The organism is Paenarthrobacter sp. CAP02, assembly GCF_040137855.1.
GTDB lineage: Bacteria > Actinomycetota > Actinomycetes > Actinomycetales > Micrococcaceae > Arthrobacter.
Genome location: NZ_JBEEII010000008.1, coordinates 16,148 through 41,839 on the forward strand (window position 1 = coordinate 16,148; position 25,692 = coordinate 41,839).

A 25,692-nucleotide genomic window follows, 5' to 3' on the forward strand; every position below is an offset into this window, starting at 1 on the left:
TCCCGCGGCAACGACGCCTATTCAGAATGGGATAAACATGACTACCCTCAACCCTGCCCGCGTCTCCACTGATCTCGATCCATCGAGGCGCCCCTACCGCTGGCTGGTCCTAGTCCTTTGCTGGCTGGCCTTCACCATGACTTCAGTTGACCGTTCAACATGGGGTCCGGCCTCGACCTTCATTGGAGACGACCTCAGCGTGCCTCTGGCAAGCCTCGGACTGTTCGCCACCTTCTATTACATCGGCTATGTCGTCTCGAACGCAGGCACTGGATTTCTAACCGACAAAGTCGGAGGGCGCCTGCTAATTTCGGTATCCCTTGTGGGTGCCGGAGCAGCCATGATGCTCTTCGGGTCCACGACGTCTGCTTGGATTGGGATCGCAGTGCAGGCGGTCATCGGCTTCTTCGCCGGGGCGGAATATGCCGCCGGGATCAAGTTGATATCCAGTTGGTTCCGCCCCGAGGAACTCGGCAAGGCCATGGGAATCTACACCTCGGCAACCTCGCTGGGAGTCGTTGTGGCCAACACCGCTGTCCCGTACCTCATCCAGCACTACTCCTGGCATGCCTCTTACCTGCTTTTCGGTGGCATTTCCGTCGTGGCCGGCATCGCCTGCTACCTCATGCTCAGGCCCGGCCCGGTGGTGGCCATAAGGGCCAACCGCTCCGAGGGCCGGTCGGTCCTTATCGAACTGGGACGCAACAAGAACCTGCTTCTCCTGGCTTTGGCGGGATTCGGCGGCTTCTGGGGGACCTATGGCTTCATCACCTGGTCCAATGCCCTCATGATTAAGGGACACGGCATCGACCCGACTGTCGCTGGCGGAGTCGTAGCTGTCTACGGAGCCCTCGGCGTCCTGGGCAAACCCCTCATCGGTTGGATCGCAGACAAGTTCAACGGCGCCCGCAGAATACCCGCGATGGTCGTCCTAGGCTGCTTCGCCGTCACGCTCGTCGTTTTCGGCACGCTGGACAACGCACTGGCCTTCTTCATCGCCGCCCCGCTGCTCGGACTCGGGGCATACTGCTATCTCCCACTCATCGTCGCCCTCGTACCCCGCCTCGTGAGCAGTCGTGTACTCGGCGGCGCTGCAGGGATAACAAACGCCGTATGGCAAATCGGAAGCGTCTTGGTCCCCCTGGCCGTCGGTGCCGCCTTCACCGCCACCAACAATTCCTTCATGGTCGCCCTGATCACACTCGCTGTCGGCCCCTTCCTCGGCATGATCATCATGTACTTCGTCAACGAAAACCCCGACGACGTGGAAATCGGTGTACGCAACAGCGAAAAGCCCAACGCAAGTAACCTTCAAAGCCCTGTGGCCTAACTGCCTCGACTCCAGGCATCGCCTGCAAACCGACCAGAAGTAGGTGCAATGGCGACCCCGTCCCGGGCCGCACCAGGGGCAGCGAAAGTCATGCCCGTCCACCTTATGCAGGTCCAGCAGGGAGTGCTGCATGCAGGGCCCGGCTGTCCGTTCCGTCCGTCCGGGATACTTTCGTCCGGAGCGCGCCAGCCAGCGACGTGTTCCAGCGGTGCCAGCTTTCACGCGGGGTCAGGCCTAGGTAGTCCAGAATGTTGTCGGCTCCTATTGGCCTGGTCCCGCGGAAGCAGAAAGCCGATCTATTGAAACCGTTCCCCTAACCCTTGCCCCTGCATCATGTGCGGACTTTGAGCGATTAGGGGCGCACCCGAGGAGGCCGGAGTCCCGGCACTCCTGGGGATGCCGACAAAACACCTTTGGCCTGACAAAGCATCGGCCTGGCTGGCTTCCTCACGTAAGGAACGAGCCGACCTCATGCTCTTTGCCGAAGGATCTCGAAGTCATGTCGCGCTCAGCATCCCTATCCATGAAGACGTGTAGGCCAACCAGGCTTACCGGACGAACCAGGAGAGGCCCGCATAACCCAGTTCAAAGCCAGCGGAGGGCGAACCAGCCACGACCCTGAACCCGCTCCCCCACAACCAAACAGGCGACCCGCGGCCAGGCACACCCCACCGCCATCGTCAGCGGGACCTGGCCGAACAGAATGTACACACGTTAAAGCAAAAACCCCTCCGAAGAGGGGTCATGCCGTGCCCGAGGTGGGACTCGAACGCGATTCCCGCCCTAGCCATTGCTGGGATACCGCGGAAACATGCCGAATCCGGGCCAGTCCGGCGGCTGTACAGGCAGTTCGGGGTGGAAAGTGTGGACAATGTCCACAGCCACTTTTCGGTCCATGGCCACCCACGGAGACGCCCCTGATGGAGCAGCGGACTTGTGGTCGAACCCTTAGACCGCGGTCCACCGCACTGGAACTTACGACTCTGACCAGAGCAAGATTCCTGCATCGTTGGACTCCTTTCAGATATCCATAGCGGATTTGCCCCATCAGCACATGTCGGCTCAAACCGCCCGACTTCTCTGGCCAATTGGGTGTCCGCGAGAGGATATGCACGACCGATGCCACCACGACCACGGGCTCTCAAACTCAGTGCTTCACCCCAGTGGTCGTCCTGGCTAGAGCTTCCCGGCCATCACCAGCCCCTGCTCAAGCACTTTTGTAAGGATCTCCGGGGGCGTGCCTGTTGCTCTCGTCGTCGCAGTTCGATAACCAACTTGGTTCTTTCGAAGCGAGACGCCAGACTCCTCTTCCAGTGCCGCGCATGCAGCCTCCCACTCTGTCCATTCTGAGGCAAAGAGTGCCTCCAGATGGTCGCTCAAGATCGCAACATTGTCTGTAACCTGCTGGGAGGGAAAATCCACTTCGGGGAGGCCGAAGCACCTTAGGAGTTTCTGGTTTGCCGATATGTGGGCGGCCCGCTCCTCCTGAACCTTCTCCGCATTCTTTCCGTTCGCAATCGCCCGGCGCTCAAAGCCGTTGTCGCCGTCGAATATCGCGTACACCGGTATGCCGAGGCTCGTAAGTATGGCGTGGGCTAGTGGAATACTAGAGTTTCCCCTACCTCAACGACGGCAGCACCCCACGCTGCAAGGCTCCATACATGGGTTCGATCAGCAATACCTTCGAACACTGCAACCTCCGTAGTGCCCTCGACCAAAATAACGGCATTGGCAAACATAGCAAGGGGTAGTCGAGCAGACACTGTGCCGTCGAGCTGACGATTTACGGTGGCAGGCTTGACTATGCCTTCAAGCAATGATTTGACGATGGCGAGGCTGGACGCGTGGACGCTGACGGCACCATCCCCCTCAACGCTGCGCGTAAGACGACGGACTTGGGAGAATCGTTGTGCCTCAATAAACATGGGACTGTGGGTGGCGTAGGCCACTTGAATATTCTTGGATTCATCTTCCGCGAGGTCGCGAAGCACCTTGGCAAACGCTTGAGCTTGAACTGGATGCTGGTACAACTCAGGCTCTTCGATTGCCAGGCAAATAACGCCATTCGCAGACGCTGCCCCATGTTCAGCAAGCATCTGCAAAGCAGAAATGAGGAGCGTTCATTGGAAGCCATGGCCCTGCCGCTCCACCGGCGTCTCCAGCTTCCCGTCAAGGATTGATACATTAAACGTTGTGCGCGGCGCCTTCAGCTCAACTTCCGCTGGAGTGACCTTCAGTAGCCTGCCCGGACCTATACGTGGAGACCACCGAGTTGAGGCGCCCCGTCAGTTTCTCAAGTGGCTCTCGGAAACTCTTGGTGTAGATCTCCTGTTGAGCAATGCGGGTCTTCTCAACAATCTCCGCTATCTGAGAGTCAGCAGAAGTGCGATCGATCGTACGCTCAAGAATCCTACCAATAATGCTCGTCTTGACGTCCGACGATTCCTCCGAGGCACGGAGATCGGCCGTGATCAACACGAAGTCAAAGAGTCGCTGTCGCGGAACATCCAGTCAGCGCTACCGTTGCCGTCCCAGTCCCCCGGCGTCACCAAAGCATCCGCATCCAACACGACAGTGTTCCCGGGCCCCAAACCCTGTCCTTCCCAACCGGGCTTGCCCTCATAAACGATGACATGCCCTTCATCGGTGATCGTGACCAGATCGGAATAGACCACGCCACGGTCCCACCAGATCTGGATGGAGTTGTGCCAGGAATCATCCGCCTGCGCAGCGACCGCGGGCTGGGCCAACGTCAGCGCAACCACAGCAGAAACAATCATGATCAGACGGCGCACGATGGGCCCCCATTTCCGGCGCACCCCAGCGACACGCTCTTCCCGAGAGATTACTGAGACCCGCGTCGCCGCTGCAACACCTTGCCTGAAAATACTGACACCGGCCGCCGGAAGGGTATTCCGCTAAGCGGAGGCCCCGCGGTTCAAACGTTGCAGCGGTGATGGATCCGTGTACGCCTCAACGGCCGTGAGATCTTGTTGGCGTTTGGCGGCGCTATCCAATGATTTTGGATGTCGGGGTGTCCATCAGGAAGCGCCGGCCGGTGAAACTGCCGGTGCCGTTTCCCGGATACAGCCAGAGCTTTCCGTCGATGTCCTGCGCGATGACATCACCGTGGCCGTCCCGGTTGTGGTCACCTGGAGCGGCAAATTTCGTCATGACTTGCCAACCCCAGCCAATCCGCACCCGGTCCTGCCAGCCCCCGGATCCGTTTGCCGGGTAGAGCCAAAGGGAGCCGTTGACATCCCGGGCGATGACATCTGAGGCATCATCACCATTGAAATCATGGCCACTGAAAATAGTGTTCATGACGTTCCAACCCCAGCCGACCTGTGTGCGCCCAGGAAACCAGTGGCCATCCCCGTCACCTCGGTACAGCCACAAAACTCCGCTGCCATCTCTGGCGAGCACATCTGGGGCGCCGTCGCCGTCCCAGCCCCGGGTGATGTCAGCGCAGTCATGATGTTCCAGCCCCAGCCGATCTGGTTCCTTGATGTGCCGCCGCTCCAACCTGGCATCCGATGCAATCCACCATCACTGGCTCGATAGATCCAGTCCGCATAGCCGTCGCCGTCCCAGTCCCCCGGCATAAGTATGGCGTTGACATCTGGCCCAACGTAACCTCCTGCACACTCCGGCTGGGAGAAGCTGTTGTCGGCATAGACATAAGTGAATCCGTCGTTGCGAATAGTCACCATGTCTGCATAGATCTTGCCGTCATCCCAGAATTCCTGAATCGAGGTTGTGCCATAAGAAATCATCGGCGCGGGCAGGGCCGGCGAAGGCAATACTGCTCAGCAATGTGGCAGCAAGCATGAAAGCACCCAGACTCAGACGTCGCATTGCGTCCCCCAGACCGTGGCGCCGTACCCCAATGGCACAGGTTAAATGAGCATATACAACACCTTTCGGTGCCACAACGACAGAGCCAACTGCGTTCCGGGCCTCACCTAGACGTGGATGGAATCTCCCTCAACGGCCTTCGAGCGGTACGAGCTGAAGTGGATGGGGTAGCTGATCTTTGTCGTTTGAAAGTGTTTTTGGCGTCCTCTAGTAACCGTTTAGCCTTGCCAGCATAAGGATCGGCACTGTGAGCAGCACGCCCAGCTCCCATGCCCCGCGTATGACCCGGGGACTGATTGATGCTCTTTTGGAGGGCCGAGAATCTGCTCCGCAAGAGGACCGGGTCTGTTGCCGGTTGTGGGTTGCGGTGCCATGTGGCTGGCTTTTCCGCGGCGCTGACGAGGAGTTGGACCTGCCTGGAGTTGAGGATGACCGGGCGGGATCTGAGCCAGGAGATTAGTTGGTGGTCGGTGAGGACAACTGCGCCGATGCGTTGTTCCCTTATTGTCAAGGTCTTGGAGTTCCGGATGACGATGACGGCTGTCACTGGAACCGTGGCGCGTACCTATCGTCCGAGCAGCCCCGCTGTGCGGGTGGCTTCGTATCGTGCGTTTTGGAGGTGGCGTTGTTTTCTGCCTGCCACCATCATCACGTGACCTGCAACCCAAACACTCTGGCCACTGTGGTTCTTGGTATTGATGGTGAAGACACCTGAGGGGCCGATGAGGACATGGTAGATGTCGGCGGTTTTGGCGCCTACGGGAACTGCGTGCAGCACGGTCCAGTCCGGGCCAAGCGCAGTGAGGAGGTGTCCAATAGCGATTTCACCGAGAGCGCCCTTGTACCAAGAGCGGCTCCCGCCCGCCAATGGATCTACCCCGAATAGCCTCTGTACGAAGGGCCGGGGCCGCTGTTGTCCTTGCAACACCAACAAATGCTCGATCACCCCTTGCCCCGGCATCCGTTCTTTCAGACTCCAGGTCCCTATTCCCGGAACGCAACCGGAATGCGGGCGAGCGGGCCGGCGATCCGATGCAAGTGATTGATCGATAACGGTGCTTATGTGGAAATGCCGGTCCTAACGGCGCTGGAGCTCACCCTGTTTCATGATTTCGCAAGGCCGCTGTTCTCCCGCAAGCTGGACTTCTACCGGCTGGCGGTCCGGGTCCTTCATGCCGAAGCTTGTCAACTTTGCCCTGCTTCACGGACATCTACGTATGTCGCTTTCCTGACTACTATCGCCAGCCCTTGGGGCACGGTCGCGTCCTTCTTTCCAACGCGCCCAGTCTTCCGGGCGGACGGAGGGGCGGCCAAGCAGGTAGCCCTGGCCGGCATGCGCGCCCAACCGGGTGATCACGGCGAGCTGTGCCTCGGTTTCAATTCCCTCCGCCACGAGCCGTGCGTCAATGTCTGTCGCGAAGCTGACCATGGCCGCGCAGAGGGCCCGTAAGGTGGGGTTGGAGTCGATTCCGGCCGAGATCGTCCGGTCCAGCTTGATCACCTCCGGGTTAAGCATGGCGATATGGCGCAGAGACGAGAATCCGTCACAGGTGTCGTCGATTGCCAGCCGGAGCCCTTGTTCCCGAAGCGGCGCCAGTGCCGCCTTCAGATCTGCATAATTTGCAACGACTGAGTGCTCGGTCAATTCCACGACGATCCTTTCGGGTTGGATGCGCGAACCCTTAATAGCTTCGCCGAGACGGGGATCAAGGCAAGCCAAGGGAGATAGATTTACCCCGATGTAAAGGTGTTCTGGAAGATCCGCCGCGGCCCGCAGAGCAGTTTCCAGGGCGAGGAATTCGAGATCCGCGCCCCTACCGACTGATTCGGCTTCCCGGAACCATTGGTCCGGAGACCTGAGGGGGGAGCTTACAAAGCGGGTAAGTGCCTCAACCCCCACGACCTTCCCGGTGGCCAGGTCGCGGATCGGCTGGAACGCGGTCATCAGAGCCCGGATAGTAAAGAGTCGCTCAAGACGCGCTTGGATTTCAGGTGCTTCCTGACTCGTCTCCTTATCGCTTATGGACCGGCCAGGCCCTTTGGAGTCATCCCGCATGCGGTCGTGCCGCCGGACCAGGGCCCACGAACCGCCGAGCACGATCGGGCACAGGAGGACGAAGACAAGAGTTGCCACATTTGTCAGGATTTCTGATCCGCCTCCGGCTTCGAATCCGAGCAGGTGCGGCAGGAGAACCAACGAGGACGCCAGCAGATCAAGGAAAAGTGCGACCAACCACCATCGCAAGAGGGATCCTGCGCTCACAGCCGGCTGTTTCGGTATCATTTCCCTATGTCTTCTCCCAAAGAGGCCGAAGATGACCTCTTGCTCGAGCGGCAGCTTTGCTTTGCACTCACGGTGGCTTCGCGCACGGTCATCGGCGCCTACCGGCCCGTGCTGCAGGAACTCGATCTGACTCATCCGCAGTACCTCGTGATGCTGGCACTCTGGGAGCGAAGCCCCCGCTCCGTCAAGGACATCAGCGCCGAACTCCTGCTCGGCCCGGCCACCCTATCCCCACTGCTCAAATGCTTGGAGGCTTCCGGCTATCTCACGCGCAAGCGACTGCCAAACGACGAACGCTCCCTCGCCGTAAGCTTGACGCCGGCTGGAACCGCCCTTCGAGCCAAAGCGCTGGCCGTTCCCGCCACCATGCTCGACAAACTGGGCCTCAGCCGCGAAGAAGCCCAGGAACTTCACCACGCCATGTGCCGGCTCGCCCGCGCAGCACAGACCGACCCCAATGGCGCGGCGTCGGAAACCGGAGGATAGTTATCCCGACCGCCGGCTCTCCGCCTCGAAACCGGCCGGCCAGTCGTCTACGCGGATGCGCTTCAGTTCCATCACCTCACCGGTCACCGCCCACTCATCCAACCCCAGGCGCGCCAACGGCTCGAGGAGATCGATCCGTGGATGGCTGCCATCCAGGACACCGGAATCCACTGCGGCATGGGTGACTTGCCCGAAGACCAAAACGCAATCGCCAATCGCCGTCGTACTGTGAAGCCTGCACTCCAAGGACACCGGCGACTCAGCAACCCGGGGCGCCGCGACCGTGCGCCCCTCTTCCCTTGTCACTCCGACGGCATCGAATTCGCTCACGTCCGGGGGGAAGTTCGTACCGGTCGCATTGACCTCGGCCATGAGGCCGGCCGGCGCCAGGTTCACCACAAACTCCCCTGACAAGCGGATATTCCGCAGCGAGTCTTTTTCGCCGACCGATGTGAATTGAACGACGGGCGGATTCACCGATGCCACCGTAAAGAAAGAATGCGGGGCAAGGTTGTCAACGCCACCGGGCGACCTGCTGGAGACCCATGCGATGGGGCGCGGAACGACCACCGCCGTCAGCAGTTGGTAGAAGTCGCGTGATGACAACTCAGCGGGGTCAAAGTCATGTCGCATGGTCCAGCCTAGGCAGATGAGCAGCTTGGGCGTCCCGTCCGAAGCGGATTGGGGGAGGCCTCTTCGGACGGAACCTGAACAACGTAGCAGAGAGATAGTGCACGAACAATTCGCACTCTAATTACTACCCTGAAGGACACGCGGGACGGTGCAGCCCTATCCCTCGGTGCTTTGGTAAGCCAACGCATTACATGCAGCGGCCGCTGCCCGCGCCACAATGGGTCCGAGCCGAGGCGCATCCGCGGGCGTAACCCGCTGTGTGGGGAACCCGAGGCCGAGCACGCCGGCCAAGCGACCAGCATGGTCGAAAACCGGCGCGGCCACGGAACCCACGTCTTCGTTGCGTTCCCCGAAGGCGGCGAAGAAGCCCTGCTTCCTGGCTTCCTCAGCCTGCACTCGGAGAACGTCGAGGGTGACCGGAGTCGCGGAGGTGAAGGGGCTCAACTCCGGCTCCGACAAGGAGTTCCATGCGTCGGGATCGTACGCCAGGAAGATCTTGCCCGGGGCGCCTGCGTGGAGCGGCATCACCATTCCCACCATGAAGGGGCGCATAACTACATGGCGGGTCTCTGCGACCGCAACCACCGTACGGAACGCGCCGTCCCTGACGTAGAGGCAGGCGGTTTCTCCGGTCTCGTCTCGCAACTGCTGCAGCACGGGCTTGACTAGTTTGACGAGGTCCAGGCCCAGCGTTCCCGGCGCCGCCCAGCGGACCATGCCGATCCCAATGCGGTACCGGTCCCCCTCGCGGTCGAGGAACCCTTCCCGAACCATGTTCTGGACCAGCCGCTGGCACGTACTGGAGGGTAGTCCGGTCCTCCGGATGATCTGCTGGAGGATTGGCTCGGGGTCTGCGACGGAGAAGCAATTCAAGATCTCCGCGACTTTATGCAGCACCAAGAGAGGTGAAGAAGTCGAACTCTGTTCGGATGCCATGAAGGTCCTTTCTACCCGGAATCCCCATCCTGCGCGGGTTCCATCTTAGGTCCGCCGGACCGTTCAAAGATGTGTGACCCATTTGACATCCGCGTGAGAAACCCACATTATGGGACGGCAACCCGCATCGTGGGGTTATCTGTAAGCACAACGTCGTGGAGAAAAACGATGACCATTCCTGAAGTAACCTGTGAAGCCGCCGCCGAGCCCAAGCGCCCCGGCGCCTCGCGCATCGGCCTGATCGTCCCGAGCTCGAACACCACCATGGAGACCGAGCTTCCTGAGCTCTTCCGCCGCCAGTCCCAAGCCACGGGACACAAGTACACGTTCCACTCGGCACGGGCCGGCATGAAGAACGTCAATCGCGAAGAATTGCTGGCGATGGTGGGCAAGGCTGCCGACTGCGCCCAGGCAGTGTCGGACGCCGACGTGGACGTGATCGCCTACGCCTGCCTCGTGGCAGTAATGGCCCAAGGTCCCGGTGCCCACGCCAAGTCAGAAGAAGTCATCGCCGCTGCAGCAGCGGAGAACGGCCACCCCGCGCCGGTCACCAGCAGCGCAGGAGCCTTGGTTCGCACCTTGCAGGCCATGGGCGTACGCAAGGTCGCCATGATCACGCCCTACATGAAGCCGCTGACGCAGATGGTGGTGGAGTACATCGAAGGAGCGGGCATCACCGTGCTGGACGCAACCAGCCTCGAGGTAGCCGACAACCTTGCCGTGGGCTGCCTGGATCCGCAGAACCTGCCCGGCATTGCGCGAAACCTCAAGCGGGAAGGCGCGGAAGCGATTGTCCTCTCCGCCTGCGTCCAGATGCCCTCGCTTCCGGCGGTTCAGGCTGTCGAGGATGAGCTTGGCTTGCCGGTCATTACCGCAGCCACGGCTACTACATTCGAAATCCTCAAGTCCCTCGGGCATGTTCCCGCCATTACGGGAGCCGGCAGCCTGCTCTCGGGAGCACGCACCCTGACCGGCGCCACCATCTAAAGAGCCCATGGTCATGTCCCTCTCACTCATCGCGTTCTTTATCCTCGTTGCAGCCTTTGCCGTTGGCTCATTCACGAGGATCAACGCCGGACTCATCGCCCTGGTTGCGGCGTTCGGCGTGGGCACCCTCCTGGTGGGGATGCCGGTCAAGGATGTCATCGGACAATTCCCTGCCGGCCTCTTCTTCATCCTCGTTGGCGCCACCCTGCTGTTTGGCATCGTGCGGATTACCGGCACGATCGACCTGCTGGCCTACTGGGCCGAGCGCCTCGCCGGTGACCGCAAGGCCCTTGTTCCCATTCTGATGTTCCTCCTGACGGCGGCACTTGCCTCGGCCGGAGCTTTCACTCCGGCCGCCGTCGCAATCGTCGCGCCGGTAGCCCTGGCACTTGGGGTCCGGTTCGGCATCAGCACCCTGGCCATGGGCCTGGTCATAGTCCAGGGCGCGAACGCAGGCGCCTTTTCCCCGGTAAACCCCTTCGGCGTCCTCGCCAACGTCATGCTCGATGATGCCGGCGCCTCCGATGATTCGCTGAAACTGTACATTTACTGCTTCATCTTCAACGCCGTCCTCGCCTTCCTTGCCTACGTGCTGGTGCAGTGGTTCATGAAGCGTCGCGCCGCTGCGAAGACACCGGAAACGGGAAATAACGACGGCGGAGACTCCGCCTATCCGGCGGCCGGCACCCAGGCGGGCCAGCAGGGATCGTCACTGCTCACGAAGTCCGCCCCGGCACAGGCTGCCATCGAACCCGGCGTGCGCCAAGCCCCCGAAAAGGTGGAGGCGACGCCCATCCGGATCCTGACCCTGATCGGCTTGGGAGGACTGCTGGTGTTGACCACCGTCCTGGGCATCGACGTTGGCGTGGCCTCGCTCGTCGTGGCCCTGGTGCTGGTCTGCGTGAAGCCGGGCATCCAGAAGCCGGCGGTTGAAGGCATGCCCTGGTCGGCCATCATCCTGGTCACCGGCATCGTCACATATGTGGGAATGCTCGAAGAAATGGGCGCCTTGAAGGAACTCGAGGCGGGCATTGCAGGCTTGGGCGACAGCTCCCTCGCCGCCCTGATCGCCAGCTACGTCGTCGCCGTCGTCTCCGCGTTCGCATCCACTACCGGCACGCTGGGAGTGGTCAGCCCGATCATCAACCCCATCGCGATGGACCCGGCGCTCTCCCCCATCGGAGTAGTCACGGCCATAGCCATCAGCTCCTCCGTGGTGGATGTGAGCCCGATGTCCACCAGCGGAGCCCTGCTCATGGCCAGCGCGCAGCCGAAGGATGAACGCGTATTCTTCCGGGCCCTGCTTGTGTGGGCGATCGTCATGATCGGCATTGTGCCGATGCTTGCGTGGCTCATCTTTGTCCAGCTGGGCCTGGGCTAATCCAACAAGCCCGCTGCGGGGCGCCCGGGACCATACGGACGCCCCACAGCGGTTTCACTTTTAAGGGATTTCAGCCCGCCGCAGAGACGGGCCTGGCTGAGACCCGGAAGCCTTCCAAAACATCCCTGCTCGCCGTCACTGCACCGAAGCCCCCGGCCACCGAGCGCACGGTGTTGTTGTGGGCCGTTTCCGAATAGTCTCCGCAGCAGTCGTCCACGAGGGTGACCAGGAAGTCGAGGCAGGTCGCGTCCCGCAGCGAGGTCTCCACGCAAATGCTGGTAGCGACGCCGCAGAAGAAGACCGATGTGCGGCCGAGGGATCGCAGGAGTTCTTCCAGGCCGGTTTTGACGAAAGAGCTGTAGCGCGCCTTGGAAAGCACATGGTCTCCCGGCTGCGGTTCCAGCGTGTAGAACTCCGCCCCCCAGCTTCCAGGCAGGCAGGACTGCGAATCGCGCGCTTCCAAGTGGCGCCCACGCCACTCTTCCGTGTCGCTCTGCGGATCATGGAGGTTCTGCATAAAGATCACCGGGACACCGAGGTCCCGGCCCTCCTGGATGAACGGTTCGAGGCGCCCGACCGCAGCCTGCACCCTGGCAACATCTTTTCCCCGCTGCCCTTGGTAGCCACCGCTGTGGCAAAAGTCATTTTGAATGTCGACGACGACGATAGCCGCCTTTGTTGCATCGAGTCGATTCACAAGAACCCCTCAGTTTGGCTTAATGGTTTGACCATACTATTGACATGCCGAAGTGATGTAAATTACCGTCCTTCAACGGGCACTTGTTTTTGTGACCTGAACAACGTGGTTCGCCCAACTCCGCCCTCTGTTGCGTTGCGTCGAACCCGTTCCGCAGCTATCCGAACTTAGAGGAGCTTCATGTTTTCTTGGATCCCGGCCAGGAAGAAATCTGGTCCCCCGCGCCGCCTCCCCCTTCTGGCATCAATGGCGGCCATGTCAGCGCTGGCACTGACGGCCTGCGGCGGTGGTGCCAACGGTGCACCCGCCTCCGACGGTGGTCCGACCCAGATCAGGGTCATCGAGTCGAACAAGCAGGACCCCACAGAGCTTGGGGCGGAAGCCGGCGACTTCATGAACATATGGCCAGAATGCTCGCCCGAGGTGAAGGTGGACCTTACGGCCGGCGAGAAGGTGGCAGAAGCCTTGGCCGCCAAGAGCGCCGACATCGGTATCACTTCCCCCAACCGCGTCATCGGCGCCGTATCCCAAGGACTCAAGGGCAAGATCATCGGCGCATCCATGCCCGTGTGGGACCAGTACGTCGTGGTCCGGAAGGACAGCAAAGCCACCTCGTTCGCGGACCTGAAGGGCTCCACGTTCGCCATCAGCAGCTTCGGCTCCGCCGGTGACTACGCAACCCAGAAGATCGCCCACGAGGAAGGCTGGGGTCCCAACGATTTCAAGACCGTCACCATGGGCAGCCTCGACGGCATCATGGCCGGGCTCAAGAGCGGAACGGCAGACGCTTTCCTCTGGAGCGCACAGGCAGCATTCGGCCTCGAGATCGAGGGCTCCGCCAAGGTTTTGGGCAGCGTCAAGGACCTCGTTGGACCAAACGCCATGACCGTGGTCTTCGCTACAGACGAGATCATCGAAAAGAACCCCGCAGCGGTAAAGTCCTTCGCAGAGTGCTACTACAAGGCCACCGAGGCCATGATGGAAGACTCCGCCCTGGCTACGAAGATGCTGGTCGAAGACTGGGGCATGAGCCCCGAGCTGGCGGCCCGGATCATCGAGCACGAAATTCCGCTGAGCTCAAGGGACGGCGAATTGACCCCGGAGCAGTTGCAGGGGCTCCTTGAAGCTACGCAGTTCACCATCAAGTCCGCCAAGTCGCTCACGATCGACGACGTCAAGGGCATGTACAAGCATTGGAAGAGCCTGTGATGGCCGCCCGACACGGGGCACGGAGCTGACCCAATGCAAACCAACCTTTCAGCACCTCCCCGCCAGCAAATGCGATTGTCCGCCCCCAAGCTGCTAAGGAACTCCAACGTAAAAGTCCAAGCGCGCTTCGGCAGGGTAGCCGTCATCGCCGCCGTGATCATCGCCTGGGAACTCCTCACGAGGCTCGGATTGATCGACATCGACTTCGTGTCCACTCCGCTGGCCGTCGCCGTCGCCTTCGTAGAGATGCTGGGCACCCGCGAAGTCATGACGGCGCTGGGCAGCACGGGTGGAAACATCCTCATGGCCTTCGTCATCGGCACCGCCGTGGGAATCGTCGTCGGAACCGTGATGGGGCTGTCCAAGACCCTTTGGCAGGCCTACTCGGCCCCGCTGCTGTTCCTGATGTCGACACCGAAGTCCATCTTCCTGCCCATCTTCATCCTCCTGTGCGGCATCGGTTCCACGTCCGCCGTCGTATTTGGAGCCTTCGAAGCGGCAGTGTTCGTCACCATCAACGTGGCCGCCGGCATGGCGCTCGTCGAGGAGCGCCACATGAAAGTGGCTCGGGCCTTCAAGGCATCCTGGGGGCAGACCATCCTCACCGTTGTACTCCCCTCCGCCCTGCCGGGCATCTTCACGGCACTGTGGTTCGGAATCCGCCACGCGTTCATCGGGGTCCTCATCGCAGAACTGTGGGCTTCCTCGGACGGTGTGGGTGGCTTGATCCGGGTCTACGCCGAACAACTGCACACGGACAAGACCCTTGCGCTAATGCTGGCAGTCACCATCCTCGCAGTCGTTGCGGGGACCATCTGGAATCACTTAGAAACACGGCTGACCAAGTGGCGGCAGACTTCCGCCGCCGGGGCCGCTACAACCACCGCGACAAGTTAGGTAAACAGCAATGCGAATGTCCATCAATGATGTTTCGGTCACGTTCACGCGTGCCGGAACGACGGTCGAAGCACTCAAAGATATTAACTTGTCGCTGCACGAGGGTGAATTCGTAGCCCTTCTTGGTCCGAGCGGCTGCGGCAAGTCAACGCTGCTGACCTGCATGGGAGGGCTCATGACTCCCACGAAGGGCCAGATCACGGTGGGCGACTCAGTGGTGAAGGAACCGGACCCCCGCAGGGCAGCTTTCGTCTTCCAGGACTACTCCCTGCTGCCGTGGAAGAACATCCTGGACAACGTCGGCGTCGGATTGCGGTTCGCGGGAGTCGGCAAGCAGGAACGGCACCAACGCAGCCAGGAACTGCTGGACATGATGGGGTTGTCCCAGTGGGCTGATTCCCACCCGGGCCAGCTGTCCGGTGGCATGCAGCAGCGCGTGGCGGTGGCCAGGGCCTTGGCGATGGACCCGTCGATCCTGCTCATGGACGAGCCGTTCGGTGCACTGGACGAACAGACGCGTCGTTCGCTCGGCGAAAGCATTTCCACGGTCCTGACGGAAAACAAGCAGACGGTTGTCCTTGTGACCCACAGCCTGGATGAGGCCATTTACTGGGCCGACCGCGTGATCGTCATGTCCGCCCGTCCGGGCAAGGTCATGGCCGAAGTCAAGATCGAGCACATGCGTCCGCGCCCGCTCGACTTCATTGCCACGGAGGAGTTTGCGCAACTGCGTTCACAGCTCTTCCTGATGCTGAACGAAGCCATGGGCAACGGCCCCCACGCCAACCCCTTGGAAAAGCAGAGAGCATAGGGAAATCAATGAAGCAACACAAAAATTCCCCGCTGGTATGGCCCCTGCGGGTGCTCGGACTTGGCGTTTTGTTAGGTATCTGGGCTTACGGTAACGGTCCCGGCGGGATCTCCCCGCTGGTTCTGCCCACCATCCCCAGGGTCATGGAAGCCCTTGGCGAAGCACTTGCGCAGCCGGTGACCTACGAAGCCGCGTTCATCACGTTCGGTGAAATCCTGGCTGCTTTCATCATCGCATCGGTGTTCGGCCTCGCCGCGGGCTTCTGGGCAGCGAGGACGCCGGTTAGGACCCAGGTCTTCCAGTCGATTTTCGTTTGGGGCTACCTCGCTCCGCTGATCCTCTTCTACCCCCTCTTCATCCTGTCCTTCGGCACGGGAGTCGGGTCGAAGATCGGTTATGGGGCGGTCAGTGCGTTCTTCCCGATCGCCTACAACTCGCTGCGGGCCTTCGCTACGGTGAAGCCCACCATGCTGACGGTAGCCAGGGCGTTCGGGGCCAGCTCATTCCAGACCGACTTCCTTATTAAGCTGCCGAGTGCTTTGCCACTGATCAGCTCCGGTGTCCGCATCGGCGCCGGCGCGTCAATGATCACCGTCATCTTCGCCGAGATGTTGGCCTCCACTGCCGGGCTTGGTTATCAACTCGCGTTGAACAGCCAGACCTTCGCAGCTCCCCAGGCGTTCGCCATGATCATTCTCCTCATGGTCCTGGTGGGCATATTGCAGGGATTGGTCAACCTTTTGCTGACGCCCAAGTCCGAACGGGGCAAGTCCCTCAACGCTGCCCACTGAGCAAAGCGCACCATGACCGAAACCCAAATCCAGCCCACCCAGCGCACATCGGCGGGGACGGCGGCCAGATGGATCATCCTCTTCTCCGTTACCACGGGCACCTTCATGGCCAACATTGACGCCACAGCCGTAGTGGTGGCCCTGCCGATGATGGCCAAGGAATTCGGGGTTGATATCGACTCCCTCCAATGGGTGTTGTCCGCCTACCTGCTGACCATTACGGCTGTAGTTCCATTCCTGGGCAAACTGTCGGATGCCATTGGCGGAAAGCGGATCCTCAGCAGCGGCTTGCTGGCTTTCGTCGTTGCGTCGCTCGCAGTGGGCCTGGCACCGGCCCTTCCGGTCATGATTGCGTTCCGCGTGCTCCAGGGAATCGGCGCGGGAATGTTCATGGCGACCGTCACGCCCTTGGCCTTGGCAACGTTCCCGGTAGACCGAAGGGGCCGGATCCTGGGGATCATCGGCAGCATGGTGGCGGCAGGGACGTTGCTGGGGCCGGCCTTGGGCGGCCTCCTTACAGGGGCGTTTGGCTGGCGTTCGATTTTCCTGATCAATGTCCCCGTGGGCCTGATCGGTGCGATCGGCGTGATGGCCCTCGTCCCCAAGGACTCAAAGAAGGGGGCAAGGGCACCCCGGCTGGACGTCCCCGGTTTCACGTTGTTCATCGTGTTCACGTCGAGCCTGCTGCTCGGGCTCGGCTTCGCACCCCGACTCGGATGGTCGCATGAAGTGGTCATTGGACTGTTGGGAACGGCGGTTGCGGCTTGCGGGCTTTTTGTCCTGCGTGAGCTCAAGACCGCCGTTCCCCTCATCAACCTCCGCCACTTCCGCAGGCGTGTCTACGGCTGGGGAACACTGGCCGCGTTCCTTTCCTACGTACTCCTGCTGTTTCCCGCATTCCTGTTCCCCCTGTACATGCATGAGGTCCTGGGGTGGTCGATCGGCCTGACGGGCTTGATGATGACGTGCCAGGCCGTTGCAATGCTTCTGGTGTCGCCCCTTTCCGGTTGGTGGAGCGACCGCGTCGGTTCCCGGCGTCCTGCACTCGTGGCTTTGTCCGTGATGATTGCCACGTTCGCTGGGGCGTCGTTCCTCAGGGAGTCATCGCCGTCGTGGTTGGTTGCCGCCCTGCTGGCACTCATCGGCGCGAGCGTCGGGCTCTTCAGCCCGCCGAACAGTTCGGCCGTGATGGGTGACCTGGGGCAGGACCAGGCCGGAGTAGCCAACGGCACCATTGCGACCCTTCGAAATCTGGGAAGGGCCATTGGCGTGACGCTCACCGTGTTGCTCTACCAGCTGTTCGCCGGCTCCCCCGCGACAGCCGGGATTTCCCCCGACCATTTCCTTGCCGGCTTTCAAGGCGTCCTGCTGGTCGGCGCCGCGCTTGCCGCCGTCGCCTTCCTTGCAGTGGTGCTGATGTACGGCAGGCGAGGCCGCACCTCAAAAGATATGTAAGACCACGTTCGCCCCAACAACCACGTAGAGGAGTTACATGCCCATGGGAAATTTTGCACCTCCCGCCATCACAAGGAGCCTCCGAACAGCCGCCGCAGGTGCAGCCTTCATACTGCTTCTAAGCGGCTGCGGTGGTTCCGCGGGTGCCGACGACGCGGGGACCAATGAAATCCGCGTCATCCAGTCGAACAAGCACGATCCCACGGAGCTCGGCGCGGAAGCCGGCGACTTCCTTGGTATCTGGCCTGAATGCGATCCACAGATGAAAGTCAGCCTCACCGCTGGCGAAAAGACCGCCGAGGCCGTAGCGGCGGGCAGCGCAGACATCGGAATCACCTCGCCCAACCGGGTCATCGGCGCCATTTCCCAAGGCCTGGACGCGTCCATCATCGGCGCTTCGATGTCGGTATTCGACGAATACCTCGTTGTCAGGCCGGACAGCACCGCCAAGTCCTTTGCCGACCTGAAGGGCAAGACTTTTGCGATCAGCAGTTTCGGCTCGGCAGGTGACTATGCCACCCAGAAACTCGCCCAGCAAGCAGGATGGAGCGACACAGACTTCAAGAAGGTGACCATGGGGAGCCTTGACGGCATCCAGGCTGGACTGAAAAGCGGAACCGTGGACGCGTTCCTTTGGGGCGGACACGCCGCTTTCGGGCTCGAGCAGGCCGGCAACGCCAAAGTCCTGGAGAACGTGCGCGAACTCATCGGGCCGAACGCCATGACTGTGGTCTTCGCAAGCAACAAGATCATCAAAGAACGCCCCGAAGACGTCAAGGCCTTTGCCGAGTGCTATTACAAGGCTTCCGGCCGGATCATGGATGACGAAAGCCTGGCGACGAAGATGATGGCGGACGAGTGGGGCATGGACCCCAAGCTGGCCGCGCGGATCATCAAAGAAGAGATTCCCATGAGCTCCCGGGACGGAAAGCTCACCGAGGACCAGCTGAAAGGGATCCTCGAAGCCACCCACTTCACCATCAAGTCGGCCGCTTCCCTGACGCTCGACGACGTCAAGAAAATCTACAAGCCCTGGCAGGAGCTGTGACGGGCCCCTGTTTGAAGACGGACCCTGCCCCACCCGCGAAAGGACAAACATTGGCTGAGTTCTTCGGCTCCATCACCGCTGCGGCAGTCCAGGCCTCCCCCGTATTCCTCGACCTGCAAAGGAGCACCGCGAAGGCCTGCGAACTTATCCGGGAGGCCGGTTCAAAGGGAGCGAAGTTCATCGTCTTTCCCGAAGGGTTCCTGCCCGGCCACCCTACGTGGTTCCACTTCCAACCAGTCAGCAACCCCCTCTCCAATGAACTGAACCTGAGGCTGTTCAAGAACGCCATCAGGGTGCCGGGGCCCGAAACCGACGCGATCGGCGAGGCGGCCAGGGATGCGGGAGCATACGTGGTGATGGGAGCGTGTGAACGGGCCTCGAATGCACCGGGCTCCCTCATCAACTCCCAACTCTTTTTTGGCCCGGACGGGCACTTCCTGGGCAAGCACCAAAAGCTTCAGCCAACAGCCGGCGAGCGCATAGTGCACTGGGGAGGATGGGGAGACACTCTGCGGCCGTTCGACACCGAATACGGACCCGCCAGCGCCCTGGTCTGCGGCGAGAATTCCAACCCCCTGGAAATCTTTGCCCTGACCGCCGCCGGAACGAGGCTGCACGGAATGAGCTGGCCACCGCATTTCCGTTCGGCTGCGGACGGGACATCACTCATGCCGCAGACTTCGCTGCTGGCGGCACAGAACTTCGCGCTGATGTCCAAAGCTTTCGTGATCAGCGCCTGCGGCGTTGCCCACCCGGGCTATGCGGAAGAGCTGGGGCTGACAGCGGAGGCTGCTGAGAGAATCGCATCAGGAGCGGGCCAGGGAGGCTCAGCCATCATCGGCCCCGACACACGGATCCTTGCCGGCCCCCTCAACGGCACCACGGAAGGGATTCTCTACGCGGAGTTGGACTTCGACCAGTGGGCCCGCCAGAAGATCGCGCAGGACTTCGCCGGCCACTACAACCGCAATGACATATTCCAGCTGAGGATCAACCGCAGGCCCCCGACGGATTACGTCACCGCGGATAACACCGCGACGGCGGAGCAGCTCATGGAACGGTCGGTGCCCCCTGAAGAGTGCGCGACGAACGATGTCTTCGCGCCGGATCTGATCAATCCCTGATATCCGCTCTCGTCAACAGAACAACCCCGCCAGGGCCTGACTCCGTGTCAGGCCCTGGCTGTTGTCCGGCAGGGTTTGGCCGTACAGCCGGGCGGGCTCGTGATCAGGAAATTCCATGGACCCGTCATTGACACGGCAAGCGGAACAACGGCATTATGGTTAGACCATTAGCAGGAGGATCCAATGGTCAAGATTTCTTATGTAAGCGCCGACGGCGCAATCGATGTTGTGGACGCCGAGGTCGGCGACTCGGTGATGTCAGCGGCTCTCCGCAACGGAGTGTCAGGCATCATCGGCGAGTGCGGCGGGAACAACTCCTGCGCCACTTGCCACGTGTGGGTCCGTGAGGAGTTCCGGGAGACAGTGGGCACGCCCGGCGAGATCGAGGCCGATCTCATAGACATGGGTGTTTCCGAGCCGCGGGACTGCAGCCGCCTTGGCTGCCAGATCGTGCTCGAAGAGCAGCTCGACGGTTTGGTGGTCGACCTTCCGCCGACCCAGCCCTAGTTTCCCGTCCCGCTAGAGGCACAGCCGGAAGCGGGACAAAAGCAAGCATTTTCCACCCCGCTCAGGACGAGCTCAGGACGAAAGGATCCTTCGCATGTTGCGTACGGACATCAACGAATTGCTGGCCCAGACAGGCCCAGGCACTCCCATGGGTGACCTCTTCCGGCGTTACTGGCAGCCTGTGCTGCTGGCCGAGGAACTCCCGGAAAACGACTGCCCCCCGGTTCGCGTCAAGGTGCTGTCCGAGCGCCTCATCGCTTTCCGCGATTCCGAGGGCCGTTACGGCCTGATGGACGAGTTCTGCGCCCACCGCGGCGTGTCGCTGTGGTTCGGCCGCAACGAGGAAAACGGCCTCCGCTGCCCTTACCATGGCTGGAAGTACGACGTCACCGGCCAGGCCGTGGAGGTTCCCAGTGAGCCGGCCACCAGCAACTTCTGCGCCAACGTCAAGCTCAAGGCCTACCCCATGGTCAAGCGCGGGGACGTATTGTTCGCCTACCTGGGCGACCCCGCGGCCCAGCCCCCGCTGCCGGAGTGGGAAGCGTACACCGTACCGGAGGGCCAGGTTTTCACCTCCAAGCGACTCCAGGAATGCAACTGGCTGCAGGCACTTGAGGGCGGCATCGACTCCAGCCATGTCACCTTCCTGCATGGCGGCAACCTGGAAAGCGACCCGCTGTTCAAAGGATCCAAGGGGAATGAATACAACAAGGGCGATTTGAAGCCGTTCTTCGAAGTGGTGGACTACGAAGGCGGATTGTTGATCGGCGCGCGCCGCAATGCCGAGGAAGGCAAGTACTACTGGCGCGTGACGCCGTGGGTCCTGCCCAACTTCACCATGGTTCCGCCGCGCGGAGACCACCCCGTCCACGGCCACTTCTGGGTCCCCATCGACGACGAGAACTGCTGGGCGTACAGCTTCGATTACCACCCCACCCGTCAGCTTACGGAAGCCGAGGTCGCTGCGATGCGCGCCGGCAAGGGCGTCCACAGTGCAAACGATGCTTCTTACCGCCCACTGGCGAACAAGGACAACGACTACCTGATGGACCGCGAGTCCCAGAAGCGTGGAGAGAACTACTCGGGCATCGAGGGAATCGCCCTTCAGGACTCCTCGCTCCAGGAATCGATGGGCCCGCTTGTGGACCGGACGAAGGAACGCCTGGTGGCCACCGACGCCGGCATCATCAAGGCCCGGCAGAAGCTCTACAAGGCTGTAAAAGCCCTGCAGGACGGCGTCGAACCCACCGGCAACAGGCCCAGCGACCAAAAGGTCCGTTCGGTTGCGATCGTGCTCCCCGCCGACCAAGCCTTCGTTGAGGGCATCGGCGAGGCCATGATCGCAGAACCGGCCAAGCCGCACACCTCGGTCTGAGCCATGTCCGATCACGATCACGAACACTCAAGTGCTCCACGTTCGGTGCCCGCGGGTCCGAGCTCATGCGCCCGGGCCGCGACCACCAAGGAAGCGGCATTCCGGATCGACTACCCGTTGTCGGCCGCACGGAACACCCGTGTTGTCGCTTTCGACCACGAGGCCGAGTGCATCATCCGTTCCGCAGCCTTGCTCGACTGGGGCCAGGCCCGATTCTTCTCCGTTTCCGGCCCCGGCGGGGTGCTGTCGGAGATCGGAGCCTCGGATGTGTCCCTGGGAGAGGTAATGACCGACACCAACACGGTGATCATGGTCTCTACGTCCGGCGAGAACGGGGCGGCGGTTGCCGCCGTCGGGAGCCTCGCCCGTGAGCGCGGCATCATGACCGCCGGGTTGGTTGTCACACCCGGCGCGCTCACCAGTGATGCGCTCTTCCACCTCCGGCCCCACGCCAGGATCCTGCTGGTACCCGCCGAAGAAGACGATCTTATTGAGCTGCTGAGGGCTACGCGCGCATGAGCACCATGACCATTCCCAAGCTCCGCGAAATGAAGAAGGATGGCACGAAGAGCGCTTGCATTGTCGCTTGGGACTACCAGATGGCTCGGATCGCAGACCGTGCGGGTGCGGACATCGTCTCGGTTGGCGACTCAGTGGGCGTCAATCTCTGGGGGCACTCCCATCCGCTGGAGATCACCATGGAGGAAATCCTGGTTGCGGCGAAGGCAGTGCGCCGCGGCGTGGAGTCCGCACTCCTCAGTTGCGACTTCCCGTTCGGTCCCCTCCAAGAGGGGGCCAGGGAGGCAGTCGGCGCGGCTATCCGATTGGCCAAGGAAGCGGGCGTGGACATGGTGAAGCTCGACGGCGCCGCCGATTTCCCCGAAGCAGTGGAGGCCGTCACCCGTGCCGGCGTCCCCGTTTTCGCGCAGTTCGGCATCACCCCGCAAACAGCCCTTAAATACGGTGTTGCGTATTCGCAGGCCGAAGGAGCGGTTGTTCCGGAGGAAATGGTGGAGCAGTTCGTCGCCGAAGCCAAACGACTCGAGTCCGCAGGCGCCGTCGCCCTCAACTTCACCAACTCCGGCCCGGTGGTGGGGCCGGCCGTGGTGGAGGCGGTCTCCATCCCCGTGCTGGGCGGCTTCGGCGGCGGTCCGTGGTTGGACGGCCGGATCAGGATGTCGACGGCGGCAATCGGCTACAGCGCCAAGTGGATCGATGCCGAACCCACTACCTACGCCAATGTGGGGCGCATCGCCTTTGACGCCCTGACCGAGTGCATCGCAGATATTCGCGGGGAGAAGCACCTCCGCGGCCAAGGTTAAGAGGAGACATCATGCCCGTTGTCGAAATTGACGGAATCCCAACCAATTACCAGGCAGTGGGCGATGGCCCTCCGTTGCTCATGTTCAGCCCGGGCGGGTTCGACTCCACGCTGGAAAACTGGATCACTTTCGGACGGTACCGGGAGCTCGGTTTCGTCGAAGCCTTCAAGAGCAAGTACACGTGCATTGTTTTCGACCGGCGTGAGTCCGGCCAGTCCGGCGGTCGCCTGGAGCGCCTCGCGTGGGACCGCTACGTAACCCAGGCGCTGGGACTGATCGACCACCTCGGCTACGACGCCGTGCACACGATGGGTGGTTGCGTGGGATGCTCCACTGCGGCGGCGTTGGCCGTCCGGCACCCGGACCGTGTGCGGAGCATGGTCCTGTTCTCCCCCGCCGGCGGGCCGCAATACCGGATGGCCCAGCACCGCCGCTTCGGCCAACACCTTGCTTTCGCCCTCGAACATGGCATGGGAGCCGTCGTCGAACTTGCCCGATCCAGCACGTTGGGCTTCAGCAAGGACCCGCGCGTGGGTCCCTGGGCCGCGCCGCTGCGCGGCAACGACGGGTTCGCGGCTGCCTACGCGGCAATGGACCCAAAGCAGTACGAACTGATGGTCACCGGTTCCGTGCGGGGCCTCTTCGACCGGGACACGGTGCCGGGCGTCGAAGCCGAGGACCTGATGACCCTACAGGTACCGGGGCTGATTGTTCCCGGACAGGACAGCTCACATGCGCCGTCCGCAGCGCGCTACCTTGAGGAATGCCTCCCGGTCCACGAGTACTGGGATGTTCCGGTGGCCGAACAAACCCGGGAAACCGCTCCCGCCCGGATCCTGGCGTTCCTCGAGCAACATTGATGTCCGGCCTGGTGCTGTTGCGCCACGGTGAGAGCACCGCCAATGCGGATGACGTCTTCGCCGGGTGGCTCGATGTTCCCCTCACCGCCCGCGGACGCGCGGAGGCCCGGCGGGCCGCGGCGCAGCTCTCCAGCATCACTCCCGACGCAATACACACCTCCGTCCTCAGCCGGGCCGTGGAAACGGCCCGGCTGTTGGTTGAAGAGGCCGGTTGGCAACTGGCGCCCAGCGCGCACTGGCGGCTGAATGAGCGTCATTACGGCGCCTTGCAGGGGCTGGCCAAAGCCGACGCAAGGGCGCGCTTTGGCGACGCTGATGTGGAGTCCTGGCGCCGCGGCGTCGACGGTTGTCCTCCCAGCGCCAACGACGCCGGCCTGGCCGCCAGGCGCACCGATCCCCGGTACGCGGGACATCCCGAGGCGGCGGCTGTCTCCGCCGAAAGCCTGGCGGACGTGGCTGTACGCATGGCGCCGTACTGGGAGGAAATCCTCGCTCCGGAACTGCGCAAGGGCCGGAGCGTGGTGGTGGTTGGCCACGGAAATGCGCTGCGTGTCTTGATGCATCTGTCCACCGGGATGCCCCTTGAAGAAGCCACCAAACACGAACTGCGCACGGCAGCTCCTGTGGCTGTCCGTGCGCAGTTGGACTTGCGTATGGAGAACGTTTAGCCGGTGAGCCCGCGGACCGGCCCGGCAAAGAGTTCGTCCAGTTTCACCTTCCTGGTCAGGATGTGCTGCCGGATTGCCTGTTCCATGAGGTCTTCCAGGGTTTCACGGTTGGGCTCCACGCCGTAAGGGAGGGGATCGTCCCAGCCGGTAGCTTCCAGTACCTGGAGGTGGAGCCGGTCGGCGGAGTCGGGTTCGGCCAGCGCTCCGGCTTTCAGGTCCGCAAGGTAGTGCCGTTTGGATTCCGCGAAGGCTTCGAACACCGCGACGGCGGCCTCCGGGTGGGCCTCCAGCACCTCGTCGCGGATAACCACCAGATGGTTGATCGGATAGAACCCTGTTGTTTGCAAGGCTGCGAGGGCGGCTTGGTTTGCGTCGGGGATGAGCGGGACCAAGTCAGGGGAACCGGCCTTGACGCCGATCGCGGCGTCAAGTTCGCCGTCGAGCACCATCTGTTCAAGCGTCCTGCCCGCAGGTGCGGAAACGACGTTCGACGGCGGCACGTAGCTTTGGACGTGTTCGTCACCGGAAAGGACCCACGTCACCGAGTCCAGGTCCAGCCCGTACTGGTTGGCCATGATGGCCCGGGCCCAGACGCCGGTGGTCACCGTGTAGCCGCGGTTCACGCCGACGCGCTTGCCGGCAAGCTGTCCGGGGTGGTTAAGGCCCGAGTCGCGGCGGACCACAATCGCATCGTGGTGGAATCCCCGCACCAGGAAAATCGGGAGCGCCGTGAACTTCACGCCGTGCTCCTTCGCCGTCAGGTAAGTCGTCAGCGCCATTTCGCTGACGTCATAGGCCAGTTCACGGACCATCCTGCGGAATCCCTGGACGAGGACCGGCGTCTCCTGGAACTCCAGCGGGAAGCCGTCGGGGACAACGGTCCCGTCCTTCAGGCGGCGGTTGTTTCCTTGGGTCCTGCTGAGGGCTGATAACTGGACGGGCATGGCGGCTCCAATTTCTATGGCAACGATGGATACCTGCATGGTAGATTGGTCTAACCATTTTGCCAAGGCTAAGAAGCCGTGCTCAAAGG

The 25,692-nt window shown here is 61.9% G+C and carries 28 protein-coding genes; 17 read left to right on the plus strand and 11 right to left on the minus strand.

Features of this window, described 5'->3' with window-relative positions:
- The first annotated feature begins 37 nt into the window (after nt 1–37).
- On the plus strand, nt 38–1,330 hold the full coding sequence (locus ABHM97_RS14490; protein ID WP_349471246.1) for an MFS transporter: 1,293 nt from the start codon (nt 38–40) through the stop codon (nt 1,328–1,330).
- A gap of 1,176 nt (nt 1,331–2,506) precedes the next feature.
- On the opposite strand, the gene ABHM97_RS14495 is transcribed toward ABHM97_RS14490, so the two are convergent.
- The 7 genes from ABHM97_RS14495 to ABHM97_RS14525 all read right to left on the minus strand — a co-directional run bounded on the left by ABHM97_RS14495 (nt 2,507) and on the right by ABHM97_RS14525 (nt 7,451).
- Nucleotides 2,507–2,893, minus strand: coding sequence for a hypothetical protein (locus tag ABHM97_RS14495; protein WP_349471247.1), 387 nt, complete (start codon nt 2,891–2,893; stop codon nt 2,507–2,509).
- Between the two features lie 32 nt (nt 2,894–2,925).
- The gene (locus ABHM97_RS14500; protein ID WP_502921297.1) at nt 2,926–3,441 is read right to left on the minus strand and encodes an ATP-dependent nuclease; all 516 of its coding nucleotides are present in this window, start codon (nt 3,439–3,441) and stop codon (nt 2,926–2,928) included.
- A gap of 360 nt (nt 3,442–3,801) precedes the next feature.
- Nucleotides 3,802–4,125, minus strand: a complete 324-nt coding sequence (locus ABHM97_RS14505; RefSeq protein WP_349471249.1) for a hypothetical protein — start codon at nt 4,123–4,125, stop codon at nt 3,802–3,804.
- 214 nt (nt 4,126–4,339) lie between these two features.
- Nucleotides 4,340–4,654, minus strand: coding sequence for an FG-GAP repeat domain-containing protein (locus tag ABHM97_RS14510; RefSeq protein WP_349471250.1), 315 nt, complete (start codon nt 4,652–4,654; stop codon nt 4,340–4,342).
- Nucleotides 4,651–5,133 carry a hypothetical protein gene (locus tag ABHM97_RS14515; RefSeq protein WP_349471251.1) on the minus strand — a complete coding sequence of 161 codons (483 nt, stop codon included), beginning with the start codon at nt 5,131–5,133 and terminating at the stop codon, nt 4,651–4,653. Before ABHM97_RS14515 ends, ABHM97_RS14510 begins: the two co-directional genes overlap by 4 nt.
- A gap of 620 nt (nt 5,134–5,753) precedes the next feature.
- Nucleotides 5,754–6,056: a nuclease-related domain-containing protein gene (locus ABHM97_RS14520; RefSeq protein WP_349471252.1), complete on the minus strand. Its 303-nt coding sequence runs from the start codon at nt 6,054–6,056 to the stop codon at nt 5,754–5,756.
- A gap of 333 nt (nt 6,057–6,389) precedes the next feature.
- On the minus strand, nt 6,390–7,451 hold the full coding sequence (locus tag ABHM97_RS14525; protein WP_349471253.1) for an EAL domain-containing protein: 1,062 nt from the start codon (nt 7,449–7,451) through the stop codon (nt 6,390–6,392).
- A 27-nt stretch (nt 7,452–7,478) separates the two neighbouring features.
- Between ABHM97_RS14525 and ABHM97_RS14530 the strand changes: the two genes are divergently transcribed.
- Entirely contained in the window at nt 7,479–7,958 is a 480-nt protein-coding gene (locus ABHM97_RS14530; protein ID WP_349471254.1) for a MarR family winged helix-turn-helix transcriptional regulator, read from the plus strand.
- On the opposite strand, the gene ABHM97_RS14535 is transcribed toward ABHM97_RS14530, so the two are convergent.
- A complete protein-coding gene (locus tag ABHM97_RS14535; protein ID WP_349471255.1) occupies nt 7,959–8,591 on the minus strand; it encodes a flavin reductase family protein in 633 nt (210 codons plus the stop codon).
- A 156-nt stretch (nt 8,592–8,747) separates the two neighbouring features.
- Nucleotides 8,748–9,527 (minus strand): IclR family transcriptional regulator, encoded by a 780-nt coding sequence (locus ABHM97_RS14540; protein ID WP_349471256.1) that lies wholly within the window; start codon nt 9,525–9,527, stop codon nt 8,748–8,750.
- Between the two features lie 168 nt (nt 9,528–9,695).
- Between ABHM97_RS14540 and ABHM97_RS14545 the strand changes: the two genes are divergently transcribed.
- Nucleotides 9,696–10,514, plus strand: a complete 819-nt coding sequence (locus ABHM97_RS14545) for a maleate cis-trans isomerase family protein (RefSeq protein WP_349471257.1) — start codon at nt 9,696–9,698, stop codon at nt 10,512–10,514.
- A 13-nt stretch (nt 10,515–10,527) separates the two neighbouring features.
- On the plus strand, nt 10,528–11,895 hold the full coding sequence (locus tag ABHM97_RS14550) for an SLC13 family permease (RefSeq protein WP_349471258.1): 1,368 nt from the start codon (nt 10,528–10,530) through the stop codon (nt 11,893–11,895).
- Nucleotides 11,896–11,965: 70 nt separating this feature from the next.
- Here ABHM97_RS14550 and ABHM97_RS14555 read toward each other — a convergent pair whose 3' ends face one another.
- Nucleotides 11,966–12,592 carry a cysteine hydrolase family protein gene (locus tag ABHM97_RS14555; RefSeq protein WP_349471259.1) on the minus strand — a complete coding sequence of 209 codons (627 nt, stop codon included), beginning with the start codon at nt 12,590–12,592 and terminating at the stop codon, nt 11,966–11,968.
- 255 nt (nt 12,593–12,847) lie between these two features.
- On the opposite strand from ABHM97_RS14555, the gene ABHM97_RS14560 reads away from it, so the two are divergent.
- From ABHM97_RS14560 to ABHM97_RS14620, 13 genes are all read left to right on the plus strand, one after another.
- Nucleotides 12,848–13,801 carry an ABC transporter substrate-binding protein gene (locus ABHM97_RS14560; RefSeq protein ID WP_349471260.1) on the plus strand — a complete coding sequence of 318 codons (954 nt, stop codon included), beginning with the start codon at nt 12,848–12,850 and terminating at the stop codon, nt 13,799–13,801.
- Nucleotides 13,802–13,834: 33 nt separating this feature from the next.
- Nucleotides 13,835–14,698: an ABC transporter permease gene (locus ABHM97_RS14565; protein WP_349471261.1), complete on the plus strand. Its 864-nt coding sequence runs from the start codon at nt 13,835–13,837 to the stop codon at nt 14,696–14,698.
- A gap of 16 nt (nt 14,699–14,714) precedes the next feature.
- The gene (locus ABHM97_RS14570) at nt 14,715–15,509 is read left to right on the plus strand and encodes an ABC transporter ATP-binding protein (RefSeq protein WP_349471262.1); all 795 of its coding nucleotides are present in this window, start codon (nt 14,715–14,717) and stop codon (nt 15,507–15,509) included.
- 8 nt (nt 15,510–15,517) lie between these two features.
- A complete protein-coding gene (locus ABHM97_RS14575) occupies nt 15,518–16,300 on the plus strand; it encodes an ABC transporter permease (RefSeq protein WP_349471263.1) in 783 nt (260 codons plus the stop codon).
- Between the two features lie 12 nt (nt 16,301–16,312).
- Nucleotides 16,313–17,755 (plus strand): DHA2 family efflux MFS transporter permease subunit, encoded by a 1,443-nt coding sequence (locus ABHM97_RS14580; protein WP_349471264.1) that lies wholly within the window; start codon nt 16,313–16,315, stop codon nt 17,753–17,755.
- A gap of 43 nt (nt 17,756–17,798) precedes the next feature.
- Nucleotides 17,799–18,803, plus strand: a complete 1,005-nt coding sequence (locus tag ABHM97_RS14585; protein WP_349471265.1) for an ABC transporter substrate-binding protein — start codon at nt 17,799–17,801, stop codon at nt 18,801–18,803.
- 50 nt (nt 18,804–18,853) lie between these two features.
- Entirely contained in the window at nt 18,854–19,927 is a 1,074-nt protein-coding gene (locus ABHM97_RS14590; RefSeq protein WP_349471266.1) for a carbon-nitrogen hydrolase family protein, read from the plus strand.
- A 183-nt stretch (nt 19,928–20,110) separates the two neighbouring features.
- A complete protein-coding gene (locus tag ABHM97_RS14595; protein ID WP_349471267.1) occupies nt 20,111–20,434 on the plus strand; it encodes a 2Fe-2S iron-sulfur cluster-binding protein in 324 nt (107 codons plus the stop codon).
- Between the two features lie 94 nt (nt 20,435–20,528).
- Entirely contained in the window at nt 20,529–21,809 is a 1,281-nt protein-coding gene (locus tag ABHM97_RS14600; RefSeq protein ID WP_349471268.1) for an aromatic ring-hydroxylating dioxygenase subunit alpha, read from the plus strand.
- Between the two features lie 3 nt (nt 21,810–21,812).
- A complete protein-coding gene (locus ABHM97_RS14605; protein ID WP_349471269.1) occupies nt 21,813–22,328 on the plus strand; it encodes a hypothetical protein in 516 nt (171 codons plus the stop codon).
- Entirely contained in the window at nt 22,325–23,131 is an 807-nt protein-coding gene (locus tag ABHM97_RS14610) for a 3-methyl-2-oxobutanoate hydroxymethyltransferase (protein WP_349471270.1), read from the plus strand. Before ABHM97_RS14605 ends, ABHM97_RS14610 begins: the two co-directional genes overlap by 4 nt.
- 11 nt (nt 23,132–23,142) lie before the next feature.
- On the plus strand, nt 23,143–23,991 hold the full coding sequence (locus ABHM97_RS14615; protein WP_349471271.1) for an alpha/beta fold hydrolase: 849 nt from the start codon (nt 23,143–23,145) through the stop codon (nt 23,989–23,991).
- Entirely contained in the window at nt 23,991–24,659 is a 669-nt protein-coding gene (locus ABHM97_RS14620) for a 2,3-bisphosphoglycerate-dependent phosphoglycerate mutase (protein WP_349471272.1), read from the plus strand. Before ABHM97_RS14615 ends, ABHM97_RS14620 begins: the two co-directional genes overlap by 1 nt.
- Here the strand turns inward: ABHM97_RS14620 and ABHM97_RS14625 are convergent.
- Nucleotides 24,656–25,642, minus strand: coding sequence for a substrate-binding domain-containing protein (locus tag ABHM97_RS14625; RefSeq protein ID WP_349471273.1), 987 nt, complete (start codon nt 25,640–25,642; stop codon nt 24,656–24,658). The genes ABHM97_RS14620 and ABHM97_RS14625 overlap by 4 nt on opposite strands.
- Between the last annotated feature and the right edge of the window lie 50 nt (nt 25,643–25,692).

Coding starts and splice junctions, on each gene's coding strand:
- ABHM97_RS14490 (WP_349471246.1), top strand. CDS start 38: ATGACTACCCTCAACCCTGCCCGCGTCTCCACTGATCTCGATCCATCG.
- ABHM97_RS14510 (WP_349471250.1), bottom strand. CDS start 4,654: ATGAACACTATTTTCAGTGGCCATGATTTCAATGGTGATGATGCCTCA.
- ABHM97_RS14530 (WP_349471254.1), top strand. CDS start 7,479: ATGTCTTCTCCCAAAGAGGCCGAAGATGACCTCTTGCTCGAGCGGCAG.
- ABHM97_RS14535 (WP_349471255.1), bottom strand. CDS start 8,591: ATGCGACATGACTTTGACCCCGCTGAGTTGTCATCACGCGACTTCTAC.
- ABHM97_RS14540 (WP_349471256.1), bottom strand. CDS start 9,527: ATGGCATCCGAACAGAGTTCGACTTCTTCACCTCTCTTGGTGCTGCAT.
- ABHM97_RS14545 (WP_349471257.1), top strand. CDS start 9,696: ATGACCATTCCTGAAGTAACCTGTGAAGCCGCCGCCGAGCCCAAGCGC.
- ABHM97_RS14550 (WP_349471258.1), top strand. CDS start 10,528: ATGTCCCTCTCACTCATCGCGTTCTTTATCCTCGTTGCAGCCTTTGCC.
- ABHM97_RS14560 (WP_349471260.1), top strand. CDS start 12,848: ATGTCAGCGCTGGCACTGACGGCCTGCGGCGGTGGTGCCAACGGTGCA.
- ABHM97_RS14565 (WP_349471261.1), top strand. CDS start 13,835: ATGCAAACCAACCTTTCAGCACCTCCCCGCCAGCAAATGCGATTGTCC.
- ABHM97_RS14570 (WP_349471262.1), top strand. CDS start 14,715: ATGTCCATCAATGATGTTTCGGTCACGTTCACGCGTGCCGGAACGACG.
- ABHM97_RS14575 (WP_349471263.1), top strand. CDS start 15,518: ATGAAGCAACACAAAAATTCCCCGCTGGTATGGCCCCTGCGGGTGCTC.
- ABHM97_RS14580 (WP_349471264.1), top strand. CDS start 16,313: ATGACCGAAACCCAAATCCAGCCCACCCAGCGCACATCGGCGGGGACG.
- ABHM97_RS14585 (WP_349471265.1), top strand. CDS start 17,799: ATGGGAAATTTTGCACCTCCCGCCATCACAAGGAGCCTCCGAACAGCC.
- ABHM97_RS14595 (WP_349471267.1), top strand. CDS start 20,111: ATGGTCAAGATTTCTTATGTAAGCGCCGACGGCGCAATCGATGTTGTG.
- ABHM97_RS14600 (WP_349471268.1), top strand. CDS start 20,529: ATGTTGCGTACGGACATCAACGAATTGCTGGCCCAGACAGGCCCAGGC.
- ABHM97_RS14605 (WP_349471269.1), top strand. CDS start 21,813: ATGTCCGATCACGATCACGAACACTCAAGTGCTCCACGTTCGGTGCCC.
- ABHM97_RS14610 (WP_349471270.1), top strand. CDS start 22,325: ATGAGCACCATGACCATTCCCAAGCTCCGCGAAATGAAGAAGGATGGC.
- ABHM97_RS14615 (WP_349471271.1), top strand. CDS start 23,143: ATGCCCGTTGTCGAAATTGACGGAATCCCAACCAATTACCAGGCAGTG.
- ABHM97_RS14620 (WP_349471272.1), top strand. CDS start 23,991: ATGTCCGGCCTGGTGCTGTTGCGCCACGGTGAGAGCACCGCCAATGCG.
- ABHM97_RS14625 (WP_349471273.1), bottom strand. CDS start 25,642: ATGCAGGTATCCATCGTTGCCATAGAAATTGGAGCCGCCATGCCCGTC.